General features: G+C 58.3%; 18 protein-coding genes. 7 read left to right on the forward strand and 11 right to left on the reverse strand.

What is annotated here, in order from left to right; genetic code table 11:
* Nucleotides 1-3 precede the first annotated feature (3 nt).
* Nucleotides 4-2,112: a peptidoglycan D,D-transpeptidase FtsI family protein gene (locus GXP70_RS06720; RefSeq protein WP_162355739.1), complete on the forward strand. Its 2,109-nt coding sequence runs from the start codon at nt 4-6 to the stop codon at nt 2,110-2,112.
* Nucleotides 2,113-2,768: 656 nt separating this feature from the next.
* On the opposite strand, the gene GXP70_RS06725 is transcribed toward GXP70_RS06720, so the two are convergent.
* Both GXP70_RS06725 and GXP70_RS06730 read right to left on the reverse strand, forming a co-directional pair.
* Nucleotides 2,769-3,956, reverse strand: a complete 1,188-nt coding sequence (locus GXP70_RS06725) for an IS256 family transposase (protein ID WP_162355740.1) — start codon at nt 3,954-3,956, stop codon at nt 2,769-2,771.
* A gap of 129 nt (nt 3,957-4,085) precedes the next feature.
* A complete protein-coding gene (locus tag GXP70_RS06730) occupies nt 4,086-4,535 on the reverse strand; it encodes a hypothetical protein (RefSeq protein ID WP_162355741.1) in 450 nt (149 codons plus the stop codon).
* Between the two features lie 45 nt (nt 4,536-4,580).
* Here GXP70_RS06730 and GXP70_RS06735 point away from each other — a divergent pair, with 45 nt between their 5' ends.
* From GXP70_RS06735 to GXP70_RS06750, 4 genes are all read left to right on the forward strand, one after another.
* Nucleotides 4,581-5,315 (forward strand): 2-phosphosulfolactate phosphatase, encoded by a 735-nt coding sequence (locus GXP70_RS06735; RefSeq protein ID WP_162355742.1) that lies wholly within the window; start codon nt 4,581-4,583, stop codon nt 5,313-5,315.
* On the forward strand, nt 5,312-5,812 hold the full coding sequence (locus GXP70_RS06740; protein ID WP_162355743.1) for a shikimate kinase: 501 nt from the start codon (nt 5,312-5,314) through the stop codon (nt 5,810-5,812). The genes GXP70_RS06735 and GXP70_RS06740 overlap by 4 nt, the downstream gene beginning before the upstream one ends.
* A gap of 101 nt (nt 5,813-5,913) precedes the next feature.
* Entirely contained in the window at nt 5,914-6,354 is a 441-nt protein-coding gene (locus GXP70_RS06745; protein ID WP_225442839.1) for an NUDIX hydrolase, read from the forward strand.
* A 167-nt stretch (nt 6,355-6,521) separates the two neighbouring features.
* Complete coding sequence (locus GXP70_RS06750; RefSeq protein WP_162355744.1) at nt 6,522-6,740, forward strand: hypothetical protein; 219 nt, start codon at nt 6,522-6,524, stop codon at nt 6,738-6,740.
* A 153-nt stretch (nt 6,741-6,893) separates the two neighbouring features.
* On the opposite strand, the gene GXP70_RS06755 is transcribed toward GXP70_RS06750, so the two are convergent.
* From GXP70_RS06755 to GXP70_RS06795, 9 genes are all read right to left on the reverse strand, one after another.
* Entirely contained in the window at nt 6,894-8,432 is a 1,539-nt protein-coding gene (locus GXP70_RS06755; protein WP_162355745.1) for a copper amine oxidase N-terminal domain-containing protein, read from the reverse strand.
* An 18-nt stretch (nt 8,433-8,450) separates the two neighbouring features.
* Entirely contained in the window at nt 8,451-9,833 is a 1,383-nt protein-coding gene (locus GXP70_RS06760) for an MBOAT family O-acyltransferase (RefSeq protein WP_162355746.1), read from the reverse strand.
* A gap of 348 nt (nt 9,834-10,181) precedes the next feature.
* Nucleotides 10,182-10,808 (reverse strand): PadR family transcriptional regulator, encoded by a 627-nt coding sequence (locus GXP70_RS06765; protein WP_162355747.1) that lies wholly within the window; start codon nt 10,806-10,808, stop codon nt 10,182-10,184.
* 6 nt (nt 10,809-10,814) lie between these two features.
* Nucleotides 10,815-12,407, reverse strand: a complete 1,593-nt coding sequence (locus tag GXP70_RS06770) for an MDR family MFS transporter (RefSeq protein ID WP_162355748.1) — start codon at nt 12,405-12,407, stop codon at nt 10,815-10,817.
* Between the two features lie 249 nt (nt 12,408-12,656).
* Nucleotides 12,657-12,881: a hypothetical protein gene (locus GXP70_RS06775; RefSeq protein WP_162355749.1), complete on the reverse strand. Its 225-nt coding sequence runs from the start codon at nt 12,879-12,881 to the stop codon at nt 12,657-12,659.
* Nucleotides 12,882-12,925: 44 nt separating this feature from the next.
* Nucleotides 12,926-13,915, reverse strand: coding sequence for a lipoate--protein ligase (locus tag GXP70_RS06780; protein ID WP_162355750.1), 990 nt, complete (start codon nt 13,913-13,915; stop codon nt 12,926-12,928).
* Between the two features lie 671 nt (nt 13,916-14,586).
* Nucleotides 14,587-15,387, reverse strand: coding sequence for an AraC family transcriptional regulator (locus GXP70_RS06785; RefSeq protein ID WP_162355751.1), 801 nt, complete (start codon nt 15,385-15,387; stop codon nt 14,587-14,589).
* Between the two features lie 859 nt (nt 15,388-16,246).
* Nucleotides 16,247-16,987, reverse strand: coding sequence for a phytanoyl-CoA dioxygenase family protein (locus GXP70_RS06790; RefSeq protein ID WP_225442695.1), 741 nt, complete (start codon nt 16,985-16,987; stop codon nt 16,247-16,249).
* 126 nt (nt 16,988-17,113) lie between these two features.
* A complete protein-coding gene (locus tag GXP70_RS06795; protein WP_162355752.1) occupies nt 17,114-17,416 on the reverse strand; it encodes a Dabb family protein in 303 nt (100 codons plus the stop codon).
* Nucleotides 17,417-17,982: 566 nt separating this feature from the next.
* Here GXP70_RS06795 and GXP70_RS06800 point away from each other — a divergent pair.
* Both GXP70_RS06800 and GXP70_RS06805 read left to right on the forward strand, forming a co-directional pair.
* Complete coding sequence (locus GXP70_RS06800) at nt 17,983-18,876, forward strand: ABC transporter permease (protein ID WP_162355753.1); 894 nt, start codon at nt 17,983-17,985, stop codon at nt 18,874-18,876.
* A 3-nt stretch (nt 18,877-18,879) separates the two neighbouring features.
* Nucleotides 18,880-19,776, forward strand: coding sequence for a carbohydrate ABC transporter permease (locus tag GXP70_RS06805; RefSeq protein WP_162355754.1), 897 nt, complete (start codon nt 18,880-18,882; stop codon nt 19,774-19,776).
* The last annotated feature ends 62 nt before the right edge of the window (nt 19,777-19,838 follow it).

A 19,838-nucleotide genomic window follows, 5' to 3' on the forward strand; every position in this document is an offset into this window, starting at 1 on the left:
GGCATGAGACCACAGGATGATGACGCCAAAAGCCAAGAAAACCGCAAGCGTAACGGGTTTACGCTGCGATTGAATATGTTTTTCGGCATGACTTTCATCGTATTCAGTATTTTGATCGTAAGGCTCGCGATCCTGCAATTCGTCGATTCGCCGAAGTTTCAGGAGCAATTGAACGACAACGGCACGCGGTCCGTGAAGATCCCGCCGATCCGCGGCAATATATTGGATTCCCAAGGCGTGCAGCTGGCTTATTCAACGTCGACGCAGTCGCTCTACTACACGATCCAGCCGGGATTGAAGGATGCGGACGCGGACAAGCTGGCGCAGCAGCTGTTCGATATTTTCGCGAAATACGGAGATCCGGCCCAGTCGCTTACCGTCAAGGAAATCAAGAAACGGATGGACCTCGCGCATATCCAGAACACGTACGCGGTTCCACGGCGGATCAAGATGGGCCTGTCGGAGAAGGAAATTGCTTATTTCTCCGAAAACCGCGAGCTGTATCCGGGCTTTGATATCATGGAAGAGAGCGTCCGCAACTACGACAAGGACGATGTGGCGGTGCAGCTGATCGGCTATTTGAAGAAATACCGCGGCGTTCGGGAATCGATGAACAAGTACAAGAACATCGCGGATCAGGAAGACGCCAAGCTGCAATATTTGGACGACGAGGACGTCGGGGTCGACGGGCTCGAATATATGTACCAGGATGTGCTTCGCGGCGAGAACGGGCTGAAGGAGTATCCCGTCAACGCGAAGGAAACGATTATCGGACCGCCCGAGATCACGGTGCCCGTCAAAGGGGATAATCTGTTCCTGACGATCGACAAGCGCGTGCAAATGATGACGCAGCAGGCGATCACGGATCATCTCGCGTTCATGAAGACCGCTCCGGGCTACTATCGGGACGGCGCGGACGCGACGACGGGCTACGCCGTCGCCATGGAAGTGAAGACGGGCAAGGTCGTCGCCATGGCCAGCATGCCGGATTACGATCCGAGCGTATGGTCGGGCGGCTCGATCAGTCCGGAAGACTATGCCAAGACGACGTATTTCCAGGCGAACGGCACGATTCGCCAAGCGTATCCGCCTTATGACGACGAGAAGGAGCGCAACCGTCACCCGTCCTCCATGGTGCCGCTGGGCTCCACGCAGAAGCCGCTGTCCGTGCTCATCGGCCTGAACGAGAAGCTGTTCACGACGCATGACGTGTACAGGGACACCGGCGTGTTCTATTTCGGCAAATCGAAGCCGCAGGTCGCGATCCATGACTCGCAAGGCCATGCGTACGGCAATATCGACGCGGCGGACGCCATCGCGCATTCCTCCAATACGTTCATGGCCTCGGAGGTCGGGAACAAGCTGTATCAGAAATACAAGGGCATCAAGGGCGTAGACGTATGGGACGACTACGTCAAGCAGTTCGGACTCGGCGTATTGACCGGAAGCGGGCTGCTTGGCGAGAGCAAAGGCGTTATCGATTACTACCACGAAGCCGAGACGGCGAGCTCGCAATCGGCGCTCATCCGGGCGTCCTTCGGCCAGCAGGCCAAGTACACGACGCTGCAGCTGGCGCAGTACGCGGCGATGCTCGGCAATCAAGGGAAACGGCTGCAGCCGCAGTTCGTCAACAAAATCGTCGATCAGGACGGGAAGACCGTGCAAAGCTTCATGCCGAAAGTGCTGAATACCGTAACGTTCCCGCAAGAATATTGGGACGAGATCTATAACGGCATGAGCAGGGTTTCCGTTCAGGGCTTCGAAGGGTTCAAATACAACTTCCTGCGCAAAACGGGTACGTCCGAGCAGGACGTCGGCGATCGGAAGAAGGTCGAGAACTCCGTGTTCATCGCCCTGGCGCCCGCCGAGGACCCTGTCCTCGCAGTAGCGGTCGTCGTGCCTGACGGCGGCTTCGGCGCTTATGGCGCCGCGCCGATCGCGCGGAAAATATTCGATGCGTACGACGAGTACGTCGGCTTGGACGGCACGCCGCACCCGAAGCCGGACGATACGGCGGCAGGCACCGGCGGTACGGCCGGAACGGGCACGGCGGCAGGCGCCGGCACGGGAACCGGCGCTGCGACAGGCGGCGCAACGAACAAGCAGCAATAGGACATTATCGGATCGTATAGGAGTATCCCGATTTAAACGCGAAAGGACCTTCAATCCGCTGCAAGCGGATAAGGTCCTTTTTTTGTCCAAGCTGAAGACAACGAGAGCGGAAGGGCTACGGCCGCTCATGAAAGTGCGGCTGGGCCAGAAAGGCTGCCGCAGCAGCAGGCAATCAGCATAGCGAAATAGTCGAAAAGCTGCTCGGGCGGCTTCACCGACGTTGGCCGAAATAGTCGCTAAAGTTGCTATTCGGACAAATCCTTCCCGGAGGCAGAAATTCGCTGCTCCGTGCGGAGAACAGCCGCGAAAACCTTCCTGAAAGCAGGAATTGAAATTCACTCTCCGAAAGTGCCGCTGGGCCGGTAAAGTTGCTCGAACAGCAACTTTACCGGCCTTTTTGCCGGTCAGAGGCAGGAAAAGTTGCTCGAACAGCAACTTTACCGGCATTTTTGCCGGTCAGAGACAGGAAAAGTGGTAGCGTCAAGAAGTTTGTGTAAGCTAGTAGGAATATCCATCGGGACGATGGATATGTCACCGTTGTTGGTGCGTTTCGGTGGGGGAAATTCCCCCACCGAAACGCACCAACAACAAATTGAATTTTCTGAACTTGTTCGGTAGTCAAGGACGTAGCTCAAGCGATTAATGGATTTGGGGGATTATTCCGCGCCCGTATTTGGTGGGTAACGCTTGTTAAATAACTCAGTCAATTTCTTTTTCACAACCGGGTCTCCGAAGCCGCGAATCACCCGGGTTTCAAAGCGCTCATTGTAGTCGGTTAGCTCCAGATAGATAATTTTCTCGGCTGCATCCATATTCGTTAAGCTGTTCATGGGCTTTAGGCGTTTGCGAATTTCTTTGTTCATCCGCTCGATGGGATTGGATGTGTAAATGGCCTCTTTAATCAAGGACGGGTACTTGTAGAACGTTAGTAGCGTCGTCAATTGCTCTTCCCAAGCCTTTATTTCCTTTGGGTATAACTTGTCCCACTTCGCTTTCAGCGTATCGAACTCGGCGAGCGCGAGCTCGTGATCGGGCGCGTTGTAGACGGTCTTTAACGCGTCCAGGAAGTCCGCTCTATGCTGCACGCGGATTTTTGGGAAAGTTGCCCGTACCTTATGTACGACGCAATGCTGCACGTCGGCCTTGGGATAGGTCTCACGAAATGCCGTGTCTAGCCCGGGCAACCCATCAAACACACCCAGCAGGACTTCTTGAACTCCACGGCTATACAGGTCTTTGAGTACGTCACGCCAGCCGTTGGCGCTTTCCTGGCCGCCAACGTAGAAACCCAGAATCTGACGATGCCCTTCTTCGTCGATTCCCATCGCGAAATAAACGACCTCGCCACTGACCGTACGGCGCTTTAGCTTGACGTAAAGGCCATCCAGGTAGATCACGCTGTAACGCTTCTGCAGGGGACGTTGCTGCCAGTTCTGAATGTCCTCAAGCACGGTGGCGGTAATGTTGCTCACGGTCGTAGGCGAGTAGTGACTTCCGAACATCCCCTCGATGAATCGTGCGACATCGCGGGTTCCCATCCCGCTCTTGTACATTTGAATCACCGCTTCTTCGAGCCACCCGTCTCGGCGCTGGTAGGGCTCGAACATTTGCGTCTGGAACTCGCCATTGCGGTCGCGAGGAACGGATAAATCCTCGATATTGCCGTACTTGGTGTGCAGGCTGCGCCGGTAGTAGCCATTGCGGCTATTCGGGTGTCCTTCCGGCGCATCTTCCATGAACTGTTTAATTTCTGCACGCATGATGGACTCGAGATTGTCTTTAACGAACTGAGTGACAGCATTTTCAAATAGATTAGATAGTGCCATTTCGGGTATAGTATTCATTGAGTAGGGTTCCTTTCTTGGTGACTTCGCAATCCCGAGAATACCCTACTTTTCTTATGTCTGGATAGACTCCAAACTTTGGTACACAAACAAATTTACGTCATCGGAAAAGTTGCTCGAACAGCAATTTTACCGGCATTTTTGCTGGTCAGAGGCAGGAAAAGTTGCTCGAACAGCAACTTTACCGGCCTTTTTGCCGGTCAGAGGCAGGAAAAGTTGCTCGAACAGCAACTTTACCGGCATTTTTGCCGGTCTGACGCGAATAAAGTTGCTCGTGTAGCAACTTTTCGACTTTTCGCCATTCTGCAAGGCTACTGCCGCCGGGCCCGAATAAGCTGCCGCCGCAGCAGAAGTTCGGTCTCGAACGGCGATCTTATGGTTGAGATTCCCCTTTTCGCCGATGCCAATACGTCCGGAGAAGTGGTCCAATGCTGGCAGAGCAGTTGTTCCAAGTCCTCCATGCACGACGCTCCCGACAGGAAACCGCTTCGCCATTCCCGAATGTAGTGGTATGGAAAATAATCGTAACGTAGAGTGTACACCAAGTTCGAGCTTATAACAGCCGATGACGGTGAACATTGGGGGAAAGCCCAGGCAAAGGAGAGGTTTCCGATTAACGAAGAAGTGTTCCACCAAACTCCCTATCGCATTCGCTTCGAATGGGGCGCGGAAGCGGTACGGCGGCTGGCTCCGCTATCGGGCGCCGTCGTGATCGTCGACGTGTTATCGTTCACGACTTGCGTCGAAGTCGCCGTGTCCAGTGAAGCGCTGGTGTTCCCGTACGGGCACAAGGACGAGTCCGCAGCCGCGTTCGCGGAATCGGTTCATGCCGTGCTGGCCGGCAAGCGCGGCACGACGCCGTCCCTGTCGCCGTCATCGCTGCGCGCGCTGCCTCTGCATTCCCGCATCGTGCTGCCGTCGCAGAACGGTTCGGCATGCACTCTGATTGCCCAGGCTGCCCAGGCGGCAACGATTGCCGGATGCTTGCGGAATGCCGCCGCGGTTGCGGATTATATCGATCGGCATCATCCGGGCGAGATCGTCAGCGTCATCGCTTGCGGCGAGCAGTGGGCGGCGGGCGGACTGCGTCCGGCAATCGAAGATATGCTTGCGGCGGGCGCTATCCTCAGCAGATTCGATCCGTCCGATCTATCGCCGGAAGCGGGCATGGCCGTTGCCGCCTTTAGAAGCGCTGAACACGACATCGGGCAGACGGTGCTGGCGTGCTCGTCCGGGCGCGAGCTGATCGAGAAAGGCTTCGCGCAAGACGTGGCGTTGGCGGGCGAACTGAACGTCAGCGGCACGGTGCCGGTATTTCAGCATGGCGCCTTTGGGCCGCGGAAGCGAGGGGAAGCATGAATATCGTACTGATCGGCATGTCCGGCGCGGGAAAAAGCACGCTCGGCGTGCTGCTCGCCAAGGCGCTCGGAATGGATTTCGTGGATACGGATATCGTCATCCAGCAGCAGGAAGGCAGACTGCTGCAAGACATAATCGATCGTGACGGCATCGCGCATTTCATGGCTGTCGAAGAACGAATCGTCTCCGGGCTGCGGCTGGACAATAGCATCGTATCGACGGGCGGCAGCGTCGTCTATTCGGAGCAAGCGATGCATACCCTGAGACAAGGCGGCCGGATCGTCTACCTGCATGTCCCCTATGAAGAGATCGAGCGGAGAATCGGCGGCATGGCGGCGAGGGGCATTGTCATGAAGAGCGGGCAATGCCTGCGAGACGTCTATGACGAAAGAATGCCGCTCTATGTAAAATACGGCGATATGACGGTGGACTGCACGAATAAGGCGATCGAGTCTTGCGTGGGGGAAATCATCGCATGCATAAGAGAGCGCGCTTGAAGGAAGATGCCGAGCGGCGATACGTAGAGCGGCCTTGACGGGGCAGCAGCGGATCGCGGGGCGGCTTCGGAATCTTTTACAATTTTACAAGGAGTGGGTGGATTGGCTCATCATCTTGCTGCCGGTGTCATTGTTCTAGAGGACAACGCGGTGCTGTTAGTAACAAATATGGCTGGAGCTTACCGAAGGGTTCTCTCGAACGCGGCGAAACTTTTCTTAAAGGCGCAGAGAGAGAGGCGTTTGAGGAAGCCGGAATCGAGGTAATAGCGAAAGAAGCAGCATTCGTGACCGAATACACTTCAGAGAAGTATGGACAGTACCTTCAAGTATATTATGAAGGCAGCGCGCGAGCTGGACAAATCGAATGCAGCGCCGATCCCGATGACGATATAAACCAGGCTCGATATGTTCGGCTTGCGGACTTGCGCAGCTTTATCACGTTTCGCCCCTGGATTATACCTCTGGAACATTGGGTACAACATAAAGAAATGAAATATTATTCTTTTGATTTAGATGTCGAAGGGTTTCATATTCCAGAATAATGTTCGCGAAGCGGCTAGCGGTCTCGCTGCCCGGAAGCGGAAGAGAGTGCGGCAGGGAAGCCCCGGCCATGCGCCCTATTTTCAGGAGAATGAAAGAACGAACGACCGAATCATGATATACTAGAGTAGAGAGATCGCTTGACGATCGGGAGAAGGAGACGAATGCGATGACACGCTATTTGTTCGAATATGAAGTACCGTCCACCGGGAAGAAAGCGACGTTCAGCTGGATCGGCAAGAGCGAAGAAGAAGCCCGCGCCGCGGTTCATGCCAAGGTTGCCGATTTCGAGTTCATGGAATTGGACGATATCGTCGTTGGCAAGGTGCTCGAAGCGAAGGAAACGACAGGCAATCAGTACTACGAATGCGAAGGCTGCAGCGCGTAAGCGCGTTGGCGCCGTCGAACGAAGAAGCGCCCGGCGATCAGCCGGGCGCTTCGTTGTCGTTGCAGGAGTTGCAGGAGTTGCAGGAGTTGCAGGGTTGCAAGAGTCACAGGATTACGGGAGTTGCAGGAGCACAATGCTGTCGGCATGCGCATATTATTTCGCTGCCTGTAATGTCAGCGTATACTGCAAGCTCCAGCCGTTCGGCTGCTCCGCATCCACGCGGAAGCCGAGCAGCTCTGCCAGCTGCAGCAGCGGGACATGCAGCTTGCCGCCGACGAGCCGGGCGGGATACGCCAGCTCGACCTTGCCGCCGTCTCCGGTGCCGGCCGCCGGTTTATCCAGCGTCAAGGTGACGCGGGCGGAGCCGTGCGCCATGACGAGCATCTTCGCCGACTGGTTCCAGTCGAACGTTGCGCCGAGCAGCGCGGCCGCTTCCTTGGCGGGGACGAGCAGCTCGCCTTGGCCCGGAATGATGCGGCTGCTGAAGCTCGCCTCCGGCGGGGCCGTCTTGCCGCCGCCGGCATACACGCGTACGCTCTTCGGATCGCCGGCTTCCGTCATTGCCAGCGTCCGGACCTGCTGCGCCAGCTCGTCCGACAACGACTGCGCGTTCTCCTTCGTCATCCGGTAGCGCGGATCGTCCCGGCCGATGGCCGCGGCAATGGCCGAATTCACATCCTGATTGTGGTGCGACAAATCCTTATACAGGTCGAGATCGTACGTCCATTCGCCAGCGGTTTGGAAGTCGTATACTTTGGCGTTCGGAAGCGCATCGAACTGCCGGAACATCCAGACGTCCATCGCCAGCTGATTCCCGAACCGCGCCTCGTTGGTCGCCGCCCAGACGGCTTCGCGCAGCACGCTGTAAGGCGGATAGTAGAAAATAAAGTCAATCTCCGGATGGGCCTTCGCCAACGACAGCACCTGCGTCTCGAAATGCGACTTGATGACGTCGAGCGGCTCCTCGTTCAAGCCGAAATACGCTTCTTCGTTGGCGGCCGACCGGTAATCCTTCAGCACGAGCTTCTTGCCGAAGCGCACGCTGTCGTTCCAGTTATACAGCGTCTCCAGGCTTTGCGGCGCCGAGCCCGTCACCCGCTTGAAGATCCCTTTGAAGAACTGCCCGTAGACGCTGTAATTCAGTAAATACCGGTAGTCGTTCCAGCGGTTGTCGTCGTACAGGTAATCGGGAAAAGGGCCTGCCGCATCCTGATCCCCGGTCTTGAGCGCGAAATAATCGAGCCCCCACAGCACGCGCTTGACTTTGCCGGTCTCGATCGCGAGCTTGGCGATCTTGTACTGCTCGTCCGCCGTCGATCCGCGGATGGACAGCTTCAGCGTCTTGCCGCCGAGCGCCTTGTCGACTTCGGACGGCAGGAAGTTCTCCGTCATCGAGGTGCCGATGATGATCGTATCGTAGTCGTAATGGAGCGCCAGCCCCGGATTCTGGTACCGCTGCTCGGACGAGAAGACCGGGCGGTATCCGAACGGCTTATGATAGAACTGCAGCGGATCCGCCGCATAGGTAACCAACGAGGCCAGCAGCGCGAAGCCGACGGCGAACAGCGCCGTCCAGGCGAGCATGCGCTTGGCCGCCTTGGCCGTTGCCCGGGCCGGCTGCGCCGCAGCGCCCCGAACGGGAGGCTGCGCCGCGTTCGGACGATGGATTGGAGCGGGATTGGGCGTTTGCACGAACGGTCACATGCCTTTCTAAAAGTTGAAATAGAGAAATTCGCTGATGCGGTTGAAGTAGAGCAGCGAGAAGACGAACAGCGCGGCGACGGCGGCGGCCATGCGCCTCGTCGGACGGAACGTCTCGCTCAGCTGCGACGAGTTGCGCAGCGCCAGCACGATCGGCAGGAAGAGCGCGATGAGCAGCAGCGTCGGTAAGAGCGTCTTCACGTCGGCGAGCGAAACGCCCTGCAAGCCGGCCATGCCTTTCAGAATGCGCATGGCCTGTCCCCAGCTGTCGGCCCGGAAGAACACCCACGTGGCGTTGATGAACATGAATGTCACGAACCAGGCGAGCCAGACGGGCAGCGGCCGGCCGAATTTGCCCCAGAACCGGTGGACGACTTGTCCGAGGCCATGCAGCAGCCCCCAGAAGATAAAGGTCCAGCCCGCGCCGTGCCACAAGCCGCCGATCAGGAACGTCACGACAAGGTTGCGCAGCATGACCGCTTCGCCGCGGCGGTTGCCGCCGAGCGGAATGTAGATGTAATCCCGCAGGAACCGGCTGAGCGTCATATGCCAGCGCCGCCAGAAGTCCTGAATGCTGGTCGCCTTATAGGGCGAATTGAAATTTTGCGGCAGCTTGATGTTGAACACGAGCGCAGCGCCGATCGCCATGTCGGTATAGCCGCTGAAATCGAAGTAGAGCTGGAACGTGTACGACAGCGAGGCGGTCCAGGCGGCGATGAAATGCGTTGCGCCCGCGAAGCCGTCGTTCGCCGCGTTCGCGAACGTATCGGCGATGACGACCTTCTTGAATAGCCCGATGCAGAAGATGTACGCGCCTCTTGAAGCGTTGGCCCACTGCCACACTTTGTTCCGCAGCCGGTCGAACTGCGGCATCATCTCGCTGTGATGGAGAATCGGCCCGGCGATCAGGTGGGGGTAGAACGTTACGAACAGCATGTAGCTGACCAGATTGTATTCGCTCGCTTTGCCTTTGTAGGCGTCCGCGAGATAGGCGATTTGGGTGAAGGTGAAGAAGCTGATCCCGAGCGGCAAAATCAGGCGGAGTACCGGAAAGGCATGTCCGGTCGCGTCCGATAAGGCGCCTAGGAAGAAATCGGCGTACTTGTAGTAGCCGAGCAGCAGCAGATTGCCGGCGATGCCGGCGACGAGCAGCGGCTTGCCGCGCTTCGTCCCGGCCCCGGCCTGAATGAGCCGGCCGAAGAGATAGTTGAACGCGATCGAGCCGAGTATCAGCGGCAAGTAGCGCACATTCCACCAGCTGTAGAAGAAGAGCGAGGAGAACGTCAGCCAGCATTTGGCGGCGAACGTGAAACGGAAGCGGTTCAGAATGAAATAGACGGCGACGGATATGGGCCAGAAGGCGAAAATAAAGACGTATGTATTGAATAACATCGATGCGGCACGCTCCTAGCGAATCAATAGTGATACCGATAGCTTCCGCGAAGCAGACGCTGTGAATGATAGACGCAGGAAACCGGAAAAAGGTTACAGTTGTTCACGACGAGGGACCGATGCGATCGGCCGCCCGCAAGCAAGCCGTCCGATATAACCTTAATTCATGACGCGAGAACTGGTCAATACATGATTCGGTTAACCGACGGAGAGATGCAAACAAGCCGCTTGTCCAAAGGGAGTTAGTTCTCCCATGGCAAGCGGCCTGTTGATTGATGCAGTATGGTGTTGATGCAGTATGTGCTTCGATTCATCGTCTTCGCAGACGGTCTTCGCAAAACGAGCGCGTTATTCGCCGCCGGAGTCGGACTTCTCGAACTCCTTGAGCTGGATTACGTAGGCTTCCAACTGCTCGGTCGTCATCTTATGCGGCTCGAACAGCTTGCCGGAACGCGTCTCTTCGAGCAGCTGCTGCAGCCATGCCCGTTCCGTCTCGCCGAATCGGATGAAGCCCTCGATCATGAGCGAGGAACCGCGCGGTATCAGGCTCCCTTTCAGCTCCATGATAAACTTCATCCGCGCGAGCCGGGTCTCGCAATCTTCCAGCTGCTTAAGCACCAACGCCTCGATGAGGTCGCTGCTGCCGTGCCGCACGAACGGCATCGCCAGAAACAGCGGATGCTGCGGGTACGAGGTATGCTTGAACTGCTCCTGCAGCAGCTGGAGGAACGCTTCGCGCCCGCTGTCCGTGATGCGGTAAATCGTCTTGTCCGGCCGGTTCTCGCCGGGAACCGAGACGACTTCCGCCGCCTCGATCAGTCCGTCCTGCCGCAGCTGGTCGACCGCATAATAGAGCGAACCGTCCCGGAGCTTGAAGCATTCGTTCCAGTTGCGCAGTTTAATCGTCTGCCGGATTTCGTAGGGATGCCGTTCGCGCTCCATTAGCAGCCCCAGAATCAAGAGCTTCATGGACATCGCGCATTATCTCCCTTGGTAAGAAGGCTTGCCTTTGTCGTCCTGCGGTCCCGGTCTGCCGGGAGCGTCTGCTGCGGGAGCGCCTTGCTGGCCGGCTTTGTTCACTTCCATACGAGCGCGGCCCATCATCAGTACGAACACGATGGCCACGACCGGCAGAATGACCGCCCATTGAAAGATCGCAATAACGGAATGCGCGAATTGATCGAGCAGCTTGTTGGCGAGATCGCCCGGCAGGCCCATTTGCTTCTGGATGTCCGGATCGAGCAGCGCTTGGCCGCCTTTGATTTTCTCCGCCAACTGCGGATTCAAGTTCGGCACTTCGGAGATGTTCGACTGGAACGACGATTTCTGAATCGCGCCGAACACGGCGATGCCGAGCGCGGAGCCGATCGTCCGGAAGAACGTGATCAGCGACGAGGACGTGCCTTTGTATTGCGGCGGCACGGCGTTGAGCGTCGAGATGTTCAGCAGGGAGAACGAGACGCCCATGCCGAGGCCGACGATGACCGTGAACAGCGAGATAACGAGACGGCTCGATTCGTTCGTCATCGCGAAGCCGAGCAGCGCGGTGCCTAGAATCAACATGAGCGCGGACACGATCATGACGTCGCGGTAGCGGAATTTCGTGACGACGCGGCCGCCGACCTGACTGCTCAAGACGACCCCGAGCATCATCGGAATCATGACGGTGCTCGTCTGCGTGGCCGTCTTATGGAAGACGCCTTGGATGAAGAGCGGAATATACGAAGCGGCGGCGATCATGACGCCGCCGTACAGCAGGCTGATGCCCATGCTGCTCGTGACGATTTTGTTCTTGAACAGGCTCAGCTTGATGATCGGTTCCTTCACTTTCAATTCCACGAACAGGAAGGCCATCAGGAACAGCGCGGAAGCGACGAACAGGAGGATCGTCTTGGCAGCGCTCCACGCCCAGCCGTCCGTGCCGCCGAGCTCCAGGCCGAACATGAGGAAGAGCACGAAGCCCGTGAGCATGACCGCGCCGAGCCAGTCGATCGACTGCTTGCGCGTATTCTTCGTTTCGTGGTATGCGTTCAGAATGAACAGCACCGCGAGAATGCCGAGCGGAACGTTGATGTAGAATATCCAGCGCCAGCTGATGTTGTCCGTGATCAGACCGCCGAGGATCGGACCGAATACGCTGGAGATGCCGAATACGGCGCCGAAGAGGCCCATCATCTTGCCGCGCTTCTCGGCCGGGAAGAGGTCGAATATGATCGTGAATACGATCGGCATGATCGCGCCCCCGCCGATGCCTTGAACGGCGCGGTAAATAATCAACTGCTCCATGTTCGTTGCGGTGCCGCACAGAACGGAACCGAGCATGAAGAGAATGAGGCCGGTCAGAAAAAATTTCTTTCGTCCGTACATGTCGGACAGCTTGCCGAAGATTGGCGTCGCGACAACCATCGCGATCATATAGGCGGAATAGACCCACACGAACTTGTCGAGGCCGCCGAGTTTCTTGATGATCGTGCCCATGGCGGTGGAAACGATCGTTTGGTCGAGCGCGGCGATGAATAAGCCGAGCAGCAGACCTGCAATGACGAGCTTGACGTTGCTGCGTTTTGCGTCCAATATTGTCATCCCTTTCGTCTTGAGACCTTACTCAAATTTGAATACCCTTAGTTATTATACTCAAATTTGAGTGGGAGACAATATAATTTTTCGTGAAGCTTGGATGTAGTATTTCCCGGCAGCCGTCCCGTTATGGGAGCGAGAAACCGATACAGGCCAAAAAAAACGGCCGACAGCAGCTGCATGCGCAGCGTGTACGACCGCTAACTGATCTACGCGCCTGTGCATCATATGCAATGACGGCAGGCGCTATTCGTTCTCGACGACGCGGGCAACCGGCTTCCCGCATGTCTTGCATTTGCCGGTCAGCAGCAGCGCGGACTTCTCCTGCTTGATGCTGTAATCCACGATTTCGACCGCGCCGCCGCACTTGCCGCAGAAGACGTTGCGTACCAGCTTGTCCCGATATTGCTGGGGAATCGCTTTCCATTGCTGAAGCGCTTGTAATGACGTCACATTCTCGGATCGGCTCATTTCATTCCACTCCCATGCATCAGAATTTGGCAGCCTACTTGATATCAGAACAGCAGCGACAACCATTCCTGCCGGTCCACCGGCCCGAAATAAACGGTCAGATCGACGTCCTGCAGCGCCTCGGCGACGGAAGCCGCGTCGTACTTGACGCCGATCAGCTTGTCCGTGACGTCCGACACTTCGCCGGTTCCGAAGAAGTCGCCGAAGACGGAAGCTTCCGCGATGACGCCGTTCTCCACGAACAGCCGCACGTCATAGGTGCCGGCGGAGAGCCGTTTCACCTGGCGGACGTTGAACTTCGGCGAGCGGCCGTAGTTCCAGTCCCAGCTGCGGTACCGTTCGTCCGCGAGCTGGTCGACGGCGGCCAAATCCGCCTCCGTCAGCGTATACGCCGGCACGTCTTCGGCGCTGCCGAAGATCGATTCGAGAATGAACGCGCGGAATTGCGCCATCGTCATCGGCGTCTTCAGAAATTCCGAAATGTTGGCTACGCGGCTGCGTACGGATTTCGTCGCCTTGGATTCGAATTTCGCCGGATTGACGTTCAGCGCCGAGACGATCGCGTCCACCTGCGAGTCGAACAGCAGCGTGCCGTGGCTGAACATGACGCCTTTGGACGCGAACTGCGCATTGCCGGATATTTTGCGCTCGCCGACCTGCAGATCGTTGCGTCCCGACAGCTCGGCATCGACGCCTAGCTTGCGCAGCGCCGCGACGACCGGTTCCGTGAACTTGCGAAAATTATGAAACGACTTGCCGTCATCCTTCGTGATGAAGCTGAAATTGAGATTGCCGAGGTCGTGGTACACGGCGCCGCCGCCGGATAGACGGCGTACGACATGAATGCCGTTCCGTTCGACGTAGCCGGCATTGACCTCCTCGGCGGTATTTTGGTTTTTGCCGATGATGATCGAAGGTTCGTTGATATAGAACAGCAGAAAATCCTGCTCGCCCGCCAAGCTGCGCAGCGCGTATTCCTCGAGCGCCAAATTCCAGGCCGGATCGGTACAGTTGCCGTTGTCGATAAATAACATGCGTGAACACACTCCTTGTTCCTATTATAACGCTGCAAAGCCGACAGGAACAGCCCGTCCAGTCCTGCCGCCAAGGCCTTCCGCAGCCAGGTTCCAAGATTGGCTGTTCATCGATCCGGCAGCGGGTGGCGCAGCAAATCGATATCGGCGCCGGGATGGATGAACGGTCGGCCCGGTCGGAGCCGTTCATGCTGCGCGCCGGCAGCGTCGAGCGGCGGTAGGCCAGGGAAGCGAAGCCGGTGGACTACCGACAGGCGGCGCGCGAGCGGGCAGAGACTCGCGGGAAGGCGATTCGCCTCGCCAAGGGCCGTTCGGCGACACTGGACTGCGGGCTCTTCCGGAGCACTGGCTTTGGGACGGCATCCATCCGAAGCGGCCGCGAGATGAGCGCGGGCCAACGGTTGGCGGTTGTGGATGATCGGCCGCAGCAATAAACGGCCTTCCGACCGCATAAATGCCAAACGGCTGCCCGAAGGGGCAGCCGTTTGGCTAGGGGATAGGTTTGCGTGTGCGTGCCCGACAGTAATCGCGTGGGCAGCTTGGGCTTGCGAGTTCGCGAGTTTGCGATATCGCGAGGAGCACGAGCTGCGCGGCGGGTTCCTTGCGTGCGTATGGCCGAGCCGTTCGGAACCTGCGTTACCGTCCAACATTCGTCCGGCCAAGCCTGGCGATCAAGGCTCTGCGCCCCAAGCGGACTTGCGAAGCTCCGTTGGCGTGCTTCCGGTTTGTTCCTTCACGAGGCGCGACAGATGGAACGCGGATTTGAACCCGCAGCGACCCGCGATTTCGGCTACGGTCAGGCCGGATTGCGTCAGCAGCTCAGTCGCTTTCACGACGCGGTACTGCCAGAGATAGCGAATCGGTGTCGGGTGCTGCCCCGCACGGAACAGGCGGACGAGATGTTCCGGCGTGACGTTCACGTGCGCGGCCAACGCCTGCAGCGTTATGTCTGCGGCGTAATGCTGGCGGATATAGCCGAGCGCGGCCAAAATGCACGGATGCTGCCGACGCTTCTTCGCCTGCGAGCTTCCGGACGCGGCAAACAGGCTGAGCGCGGCGTAACCAAGGCTGCGGACGGGCTCGTCGCCGGACGTGAATTCGTTGTGCATGGATAGCATCAGATCGACGAGCGCATTAAGCGATTCCGGGATCGGCATGCTGAACGGAAGACCGTCCAGGCCGGCGAGCTCCTGCGCTGACAGCGCTTCCGTCGCCAGCGTAATCCACCGGTGCCAGGATTCCTGGTCCTTGGCGAACACGAAGTATTCGTTGTGCTGCGGCTTCAGCAGCACGACTTGACCGGGCTTTACCGCATGCGGCTCGCCGTCGATATGAATGTCGAGCTCGCCGGAATGCAGCAGGAAGAGCTGCAAGTCGTGCTGCATCCGGGGGCCGTACGTCCCTTTGGGGGGATAGACGATCGAGCCCGCGTAAGCGGACTTGATTTTGTCATGGCGCAGGTTTATCGGCATGGTTGTCCAGCTCCTCTGGCTTTCGTATTTCGCTGCGGAGCGGACGGGAACAGCCCGGCGCGGGCGGTCGGGCTGTAATAAGGTGCAAGCCGCCCCGATGAGGCAGGGAGATGGCATGGCGTTGCGGTGCTCGTGAGCAAGCGAGCTCTGAACTGGCTGCGGGAATCGGTTCGGCCGGGCCGGGTAGCGCAGGGAAGGGCAGGGAAGGGCGGCGAGCCCCCCGCGCCAAGCGCGGCCCGGAGCCCCGAGGCCAAGCGCGGCTCGGAGCCCCCGCGCCAAGCACGGCCCGGAGCCCCGCGTCAAGCGCGGTCCGGAGCCCCGAGGCCAAGCACGGCTCGAGCCCCCGCGCCAAGCGGGCCCGGAGCCCCCGCGCCGCGTCAAGCGGGCTCGAAGCCCCGCGCCAAGCACGGCTCGAGCCCCCGCGCCAAGCGGGGACTTAACGGACCGTAGATCCGTTATAGGCGCAGAATGCGTGGAAAAACGCGCCTCCCGATGCAAATAGCGGATCCTGTGTCCGCACGAATATGCGAAAGGCCGAAAAACGCGTTAATAGCGGAACGTATGTCCGCAAGCCCGCGCCTAGCGTTCCGTAAGTCATGCAACAGGCAATTGCCAAATACCAGCAAGCCCGCGCCTCCGTTCCGTAAGTCACGCAACAGGCAATTGCCAAATACCAGCAAGCCCGCGCCTAGCGTTCCGCAAGTCACGCAACAGGAAATTGCCAAATATCCAGCGAGCCCGCGCCTAGCGTTACGCTGTTCCGCAAGTCACGCAGAGGCAATTGCCAAGCGCCAAAACGCCAATCGTTGCCGCAAGCTTTGCAGCGGGCAAGCGATTGCCTAGCACCCCGAGCGGAGTTTTAGTATAACGGGAACTTCTTCTGCAAATCCTTGCGCGTCGTCGTCGCGTCCTCGCGGATATAGTGGCAGACGTACGAGCGGCGCCAGCGGTCCGCGCTGCGGTTGCGGTTCGACGAATGGATGAGCAGCTCATGGAAGAACAGGATGTCGCCTTTCTCCATTTCGACGGGAACTTGCGTATTCAGGTCGATGCCTTCCGTCTCGTCCGTCCATGCCTCGTGCTCGTCGAGGTTCTTGACGGCGCCGTGCGGCAGCAGGCCGAGACGATGCGACTTCGGAATGACCCAGAGGCAGCCGTTCTCCACGTCGACCTTCTCTTCCATGGCGATCCAGGCCGCGATCATCGTCATCGGATCGTTCTTGATGTAGTAGTAGTCCTGATGCGCGGCTTGTCCCGGCGAGCCCGGCTCCTTGTAGAAGAACATGCTCTGCACGCAGTTGGCTTCCCGTCCCATCAGCTGGGCGAGCGTGCCGCGGATGACCGGCAGCTTCATCACTTGGCGCGAGAAGCTGTCGTGCAAATGCGGGTTGAACAGGCGGATGGAAAATTTCTTGCTCTCGTCGACCGCAGCCCACTCCGGCATCGGATCCTGATTGCGCAGGTCGTAGATATGGCCGTTGAAGGCATCGATCAGGTCGGCCGAGCAGCCGCCTTTCAGCATCAGGTACCCCTGGTCATGAAATTGATCGACCTGCGCTTGCGTAATCGGCGTCGTAAGCGCCGGAATCATATTTCTCATCGGTCATGCCCCTCTCGCTTCTGATGCTTCCATCGTACTTCGGGCGGAGCGCGGCGCCAATGGCTGGCATTGGCCGATTCCTATCCGAAATTGATTTCGGCGCCTGCGGACGGAACTGCCGCCGGATTATCGGACCGGGTAATCGACGACGACGACGCCCTCCAGCACGCCGGCTAATCCGCCGACGAAATCCTGGTGAAGCGGGTGCGGGCCGTATGCGCGCAGCGCTTCTTGGCTCTCGAACGTGACGCGAAGGCCGAGGGAATAGCCGTGGATGTTGTCCGTTTCCTCCGTGACGTTGATGCCTGCAGACATGTCGACGATGCCGGGAATCCGGCCTTTGAACGACAGCAGCTTGTTCAACAGCTCCTGCTCGCGCTCGGGCGTAATGGATGCGTTGAATTTGAAAATGACGAGATGCTCAAACATAGGGAATACGCTCCTTCGGGTATCTTTTTTGGACAAGCTTGCCACTATTATAGCGTGATGGCGCGCGCTGGACTAGCGGCTTGTCATCCCGGCGCATTCCTATCCCGGAGGGTACCAGGAGCGCGGCGCAAACCGGCACGCATCGCGATTGTACAGTATTTCCCCAAAATTACAGTAAACTTCGCCCTGCCGCCGGCTTAGTTCGCATGAAACTCATTCGGAAGCAGGCAAGCAATGCGCCGGCGCCCGGAGGGTCCGTTTATAGCAAGCAGCAGCAGCCGTACGGAACGCATGATGTTATCCGGACGGCTGTTTTTGCCGTCCCGGGGTCCGGCGCGTTGGCGGCCGTTCCCATAAGAGCGGCCGTTTTGGCGCGTTCTTGCGCGTTTCTGGCGCATTCGCCGGGTCCGGGCGGTCCGCAGGCGTTCTTCCGCGTATGAAAGTATTTTCATCCGCCATGCCCCTCCTCCTCCCGAAATCGCTAATCATAGCGATAGAAATCCAACCGTTGTGTTCTACCTCCGCTTTCGTCCGGTCCGTATAATGGAGCGTACAGAGGTGATCCCATGCTCGATCGACTGGCAAAATACCGCTCCCAGTACATCATGATCGCGCCGGCCGTCGTTTTGCTGTTTCTGTTCAGCTACATTCCGATGGCCGGCATTCAAGTTGCGTTCAAAAACTTCCATATCGGCTACACCATATGGAACGCCCCGTGGGTGGGGCTCGATAATTTCGCGTTTCTGAAGGACGGCCAATTCTGGATCGTGGTGAAGAACACGCTCATCATCGCCGTGCTGAAGTTCGTCTTCGGCTTCCCGGCGCCGATCATTCTCGCGCTGCTCATCAACGAAGTGCGGCACAGCGGGTTCAAGCGGTTCGTGCAGTCCGTCAGCTACCTGCCGCATTTCTTCTCCTGGATCGTCGTCGCCTACATCCTGCAGTCGCTGCTGACGCTGGACGGCGGCCTCGTGAACCAGCTCGTGACCAAGACCGGGGCGGATCCGATCTTCTTCCTCGGCTCGACCGAATGGTTCCGTCCGATGATCGTGGCAAGCGGCCTCTGGAAGGAAGTGGGCTGGAACACGATCCTGTACCTGGCGGCGATCACGACGATCGATCCGCAGCTGTACGAGGCGGCCAGGGTCGAAGGCGCGGGAAGGCTGGCGCAGATCCGGCATATTACGCTGCCCGGCATCATGCCGACGATCGCGATCGTGCTCATCCTGAGCATGCCAAGCCTGATCGCGGTAGGGATGGACCAGATCTACCCGCTCATGAACCCGGCCAACCAGCCGGTCGCGGACGTGCTCGATACGTACATATTGCGAAGCGGCTTGCAGCAAGGCTATTTCGGCATGGCGACCGCGGTCGGCCTGCTGTCCTCGGTCATCAGCTTGGTGCTCGTGCTCGTCACGAATCAGCTGTCGCGCAAATTCAACGGGGAGGGGCTGTGGTAATCCATGCAACGTTCGGCAAGCGACCGCGCGGGTCAATTCATCATCATCGCGCTTCTCTTATTGTTGTGCTTCTCGGTCATCTATCCGTTCCTGTACATGCTGGCCGTCTCCCTGAACGTGGGGAGCGACGCGGCCAAGGGCGGCGTCTACCTATGGCCGCGCCAGTTCACGCTCGATAACTTCCGGATCGTGCTCGGCAACCGGATCATCCGGCACGCTTACTGGATTACGATTGCCCGGACGATTGCGGGTACGGTCGTCGGCCTGCTCGTCACGCTGCTGGCGGCGTTCGGACTATCGTACCGGAGCCTGCCGCTGCGCGGCACGCTGCTCGGCTACGTGCTCGTGACGATGCTGTTCAGCGGCGGCCTCATTCCCTTCTACATTCAGCTGCACGATCTGTCGCTGCTGAACTCGTTCTGGGTCTACATCGTCCCGAGCGCGTTCTCGGCCTGGAACATGTTCGTCATGCTGAAGTTCATTCAGGGCATTCCGGAAGCGCTCATCGAATCGGCCGAAATGGACGGCGCGCATCCGTTCCGCGTGCTCTGGTCGATCATCCTGCCGCTGTCGAAGCCGATGCTGGCGGCGCTCGGCCTGTTCACCGGCGTCATGCACTGGAACGACTGGTTCGCCGGCGCGTTCTTCGTCTCGAAGCAAAACCTGATTCCGGTGCAGACGTTCCTGCAGCAGCTGCTGTCCGCGCAGGACATCTCGGCGGTGCTCGGCTCCAATAATAACGTGGAAGCGATTGCGAGGGGCACGAGCCTCTCGAACGTAACGCTCATGTCTGTCAAGATGGCGACGGTCATGGTTAGCGCGATCCCGATCCTGTGCGTCTATCCGTTCTTGCAGCGGTTCTTCGTCAAGGGCGTGCTCATCGGCTCCGTCAAAGGCTAAGATTGCCAGGGGCGTGGCGTCAAGGGGCGTTTTCTCAACGGGTGTACGGAAACACCATATAT

This window comes from Paenibacillus lycopersici (assembly GCF_010119935.1).
Lineage (GTDB): Bacteria > Bacillota > Bacilli > Paenibacillales > Paenibacillaceae > Paenibacillus_Z > Paenibacillus_Z lycopersici.

What these genes read in the sequence shown, in the direction of transcription:
- GXP70_RS06795 (WP_162355752.1), bottom strand. Translation starts at nt 17,416, where the DNA reads ATGTTTGAGCATCTCGTCATTTTCAAATTCAACGCATCCATTACGCCC.
- GXP70_RS06775 (WP_162355749.1), bottom strand. Translation starts at nt 12,881, where the DNA reads ATGAGCCGATCCGAGAATGTGACGTCATTACAAGCGCTTCAGCAATGG.
- GXP70_RS06780 (WP_162355750.1), bottom strand. Translation starts at nt 13,915, where the DNA reads ATGTTATTTATCGACAACGGCAACTGTACCGATCCGGCCTGGAATTTG.
- GXP70_RS06805 (WP_162355754.1), top strand. Translation starts at nt 18,880, where the DNA reads ATGCAACGTTCGGCAAGCGACCGCGCGGGTCAATTCATCATCATCGCG.
- GXP70_RS06790 (WP_225442695.1), bottom strand. Translation starts at nt 16,987, where the DNA reads ATGAGAAATATGATTCCGGCGCTTACGACGCCGATTACGCAAGCGCAG.
- GXP70_RS06740 (WP_162355743.1), top strand. Translation starts at nt 5,312, where the DNA reads ATGAATATCGTACTGATCGGCATGTCCGGCGCGGGAAAAAGCACGCTC.
- GXP70_RS06800 (WP_162355753.1), top strand. Translation starts at nt 17,983, where the DNA reads ATGCTCGATCGACTGGCAAAATACCGCTCCCAGTACATCATGATCGCG.
- GXP70_RS06720 (WP_162355739.1), top strand. Translation starts at nt 4, where the DNA reads ATGAGACCACAGGATGATGACGCCAAAAGCCAAGAAAACCGCAAGCGT.
- GXP70_RS06760 (WP_162355746.1), bottom strand. Translation starts at nt 9,833, where the DNA reads ATGTTATTCAATACATACGTCTTTATTTTCGCCTTCTGGCCCATATCC.
- GXP70_RS06785 (WP_162355751.1), bottom strand. Translation starts at nt 15,387, where the DNA reads ATGCCGATAAACCTGCGCCATGACAAAATCAAGTCCGCTTACGCGGGC.
- GXP70_RS06730 (WP_162355741.1), bottom strand. Translation starts at nt 4,535, where the DNA reads ATGTTCACCGTCATCGGCTGTTATAAGCTCGAACTTGGTGTACACTCT.
- GXP70_RS06765 (WP_162355747.1), bottom strand. Translation starts at nt 10,808, where the DNA reads ATGTCCATGAAGCTCTTGATTCTGGGGCTGCTAATGGAGCGCGAACGG.
- GXP70_RS06725 (WP_162355740.1), bottom strand. Translation starts at nt 3,956, where the DNA reads ATGAATACTATACCCGAAATGGCACTATCTAATCTATTTGAAAATGCT.
- GXP70_RS06750 (WP_162355744.1), top strand. Translation starts at nt 6,522, where the DNA reads ATGACACGCTATTTGTTCGAATATGAAGTACCGTCCACCGGGAAGAAA.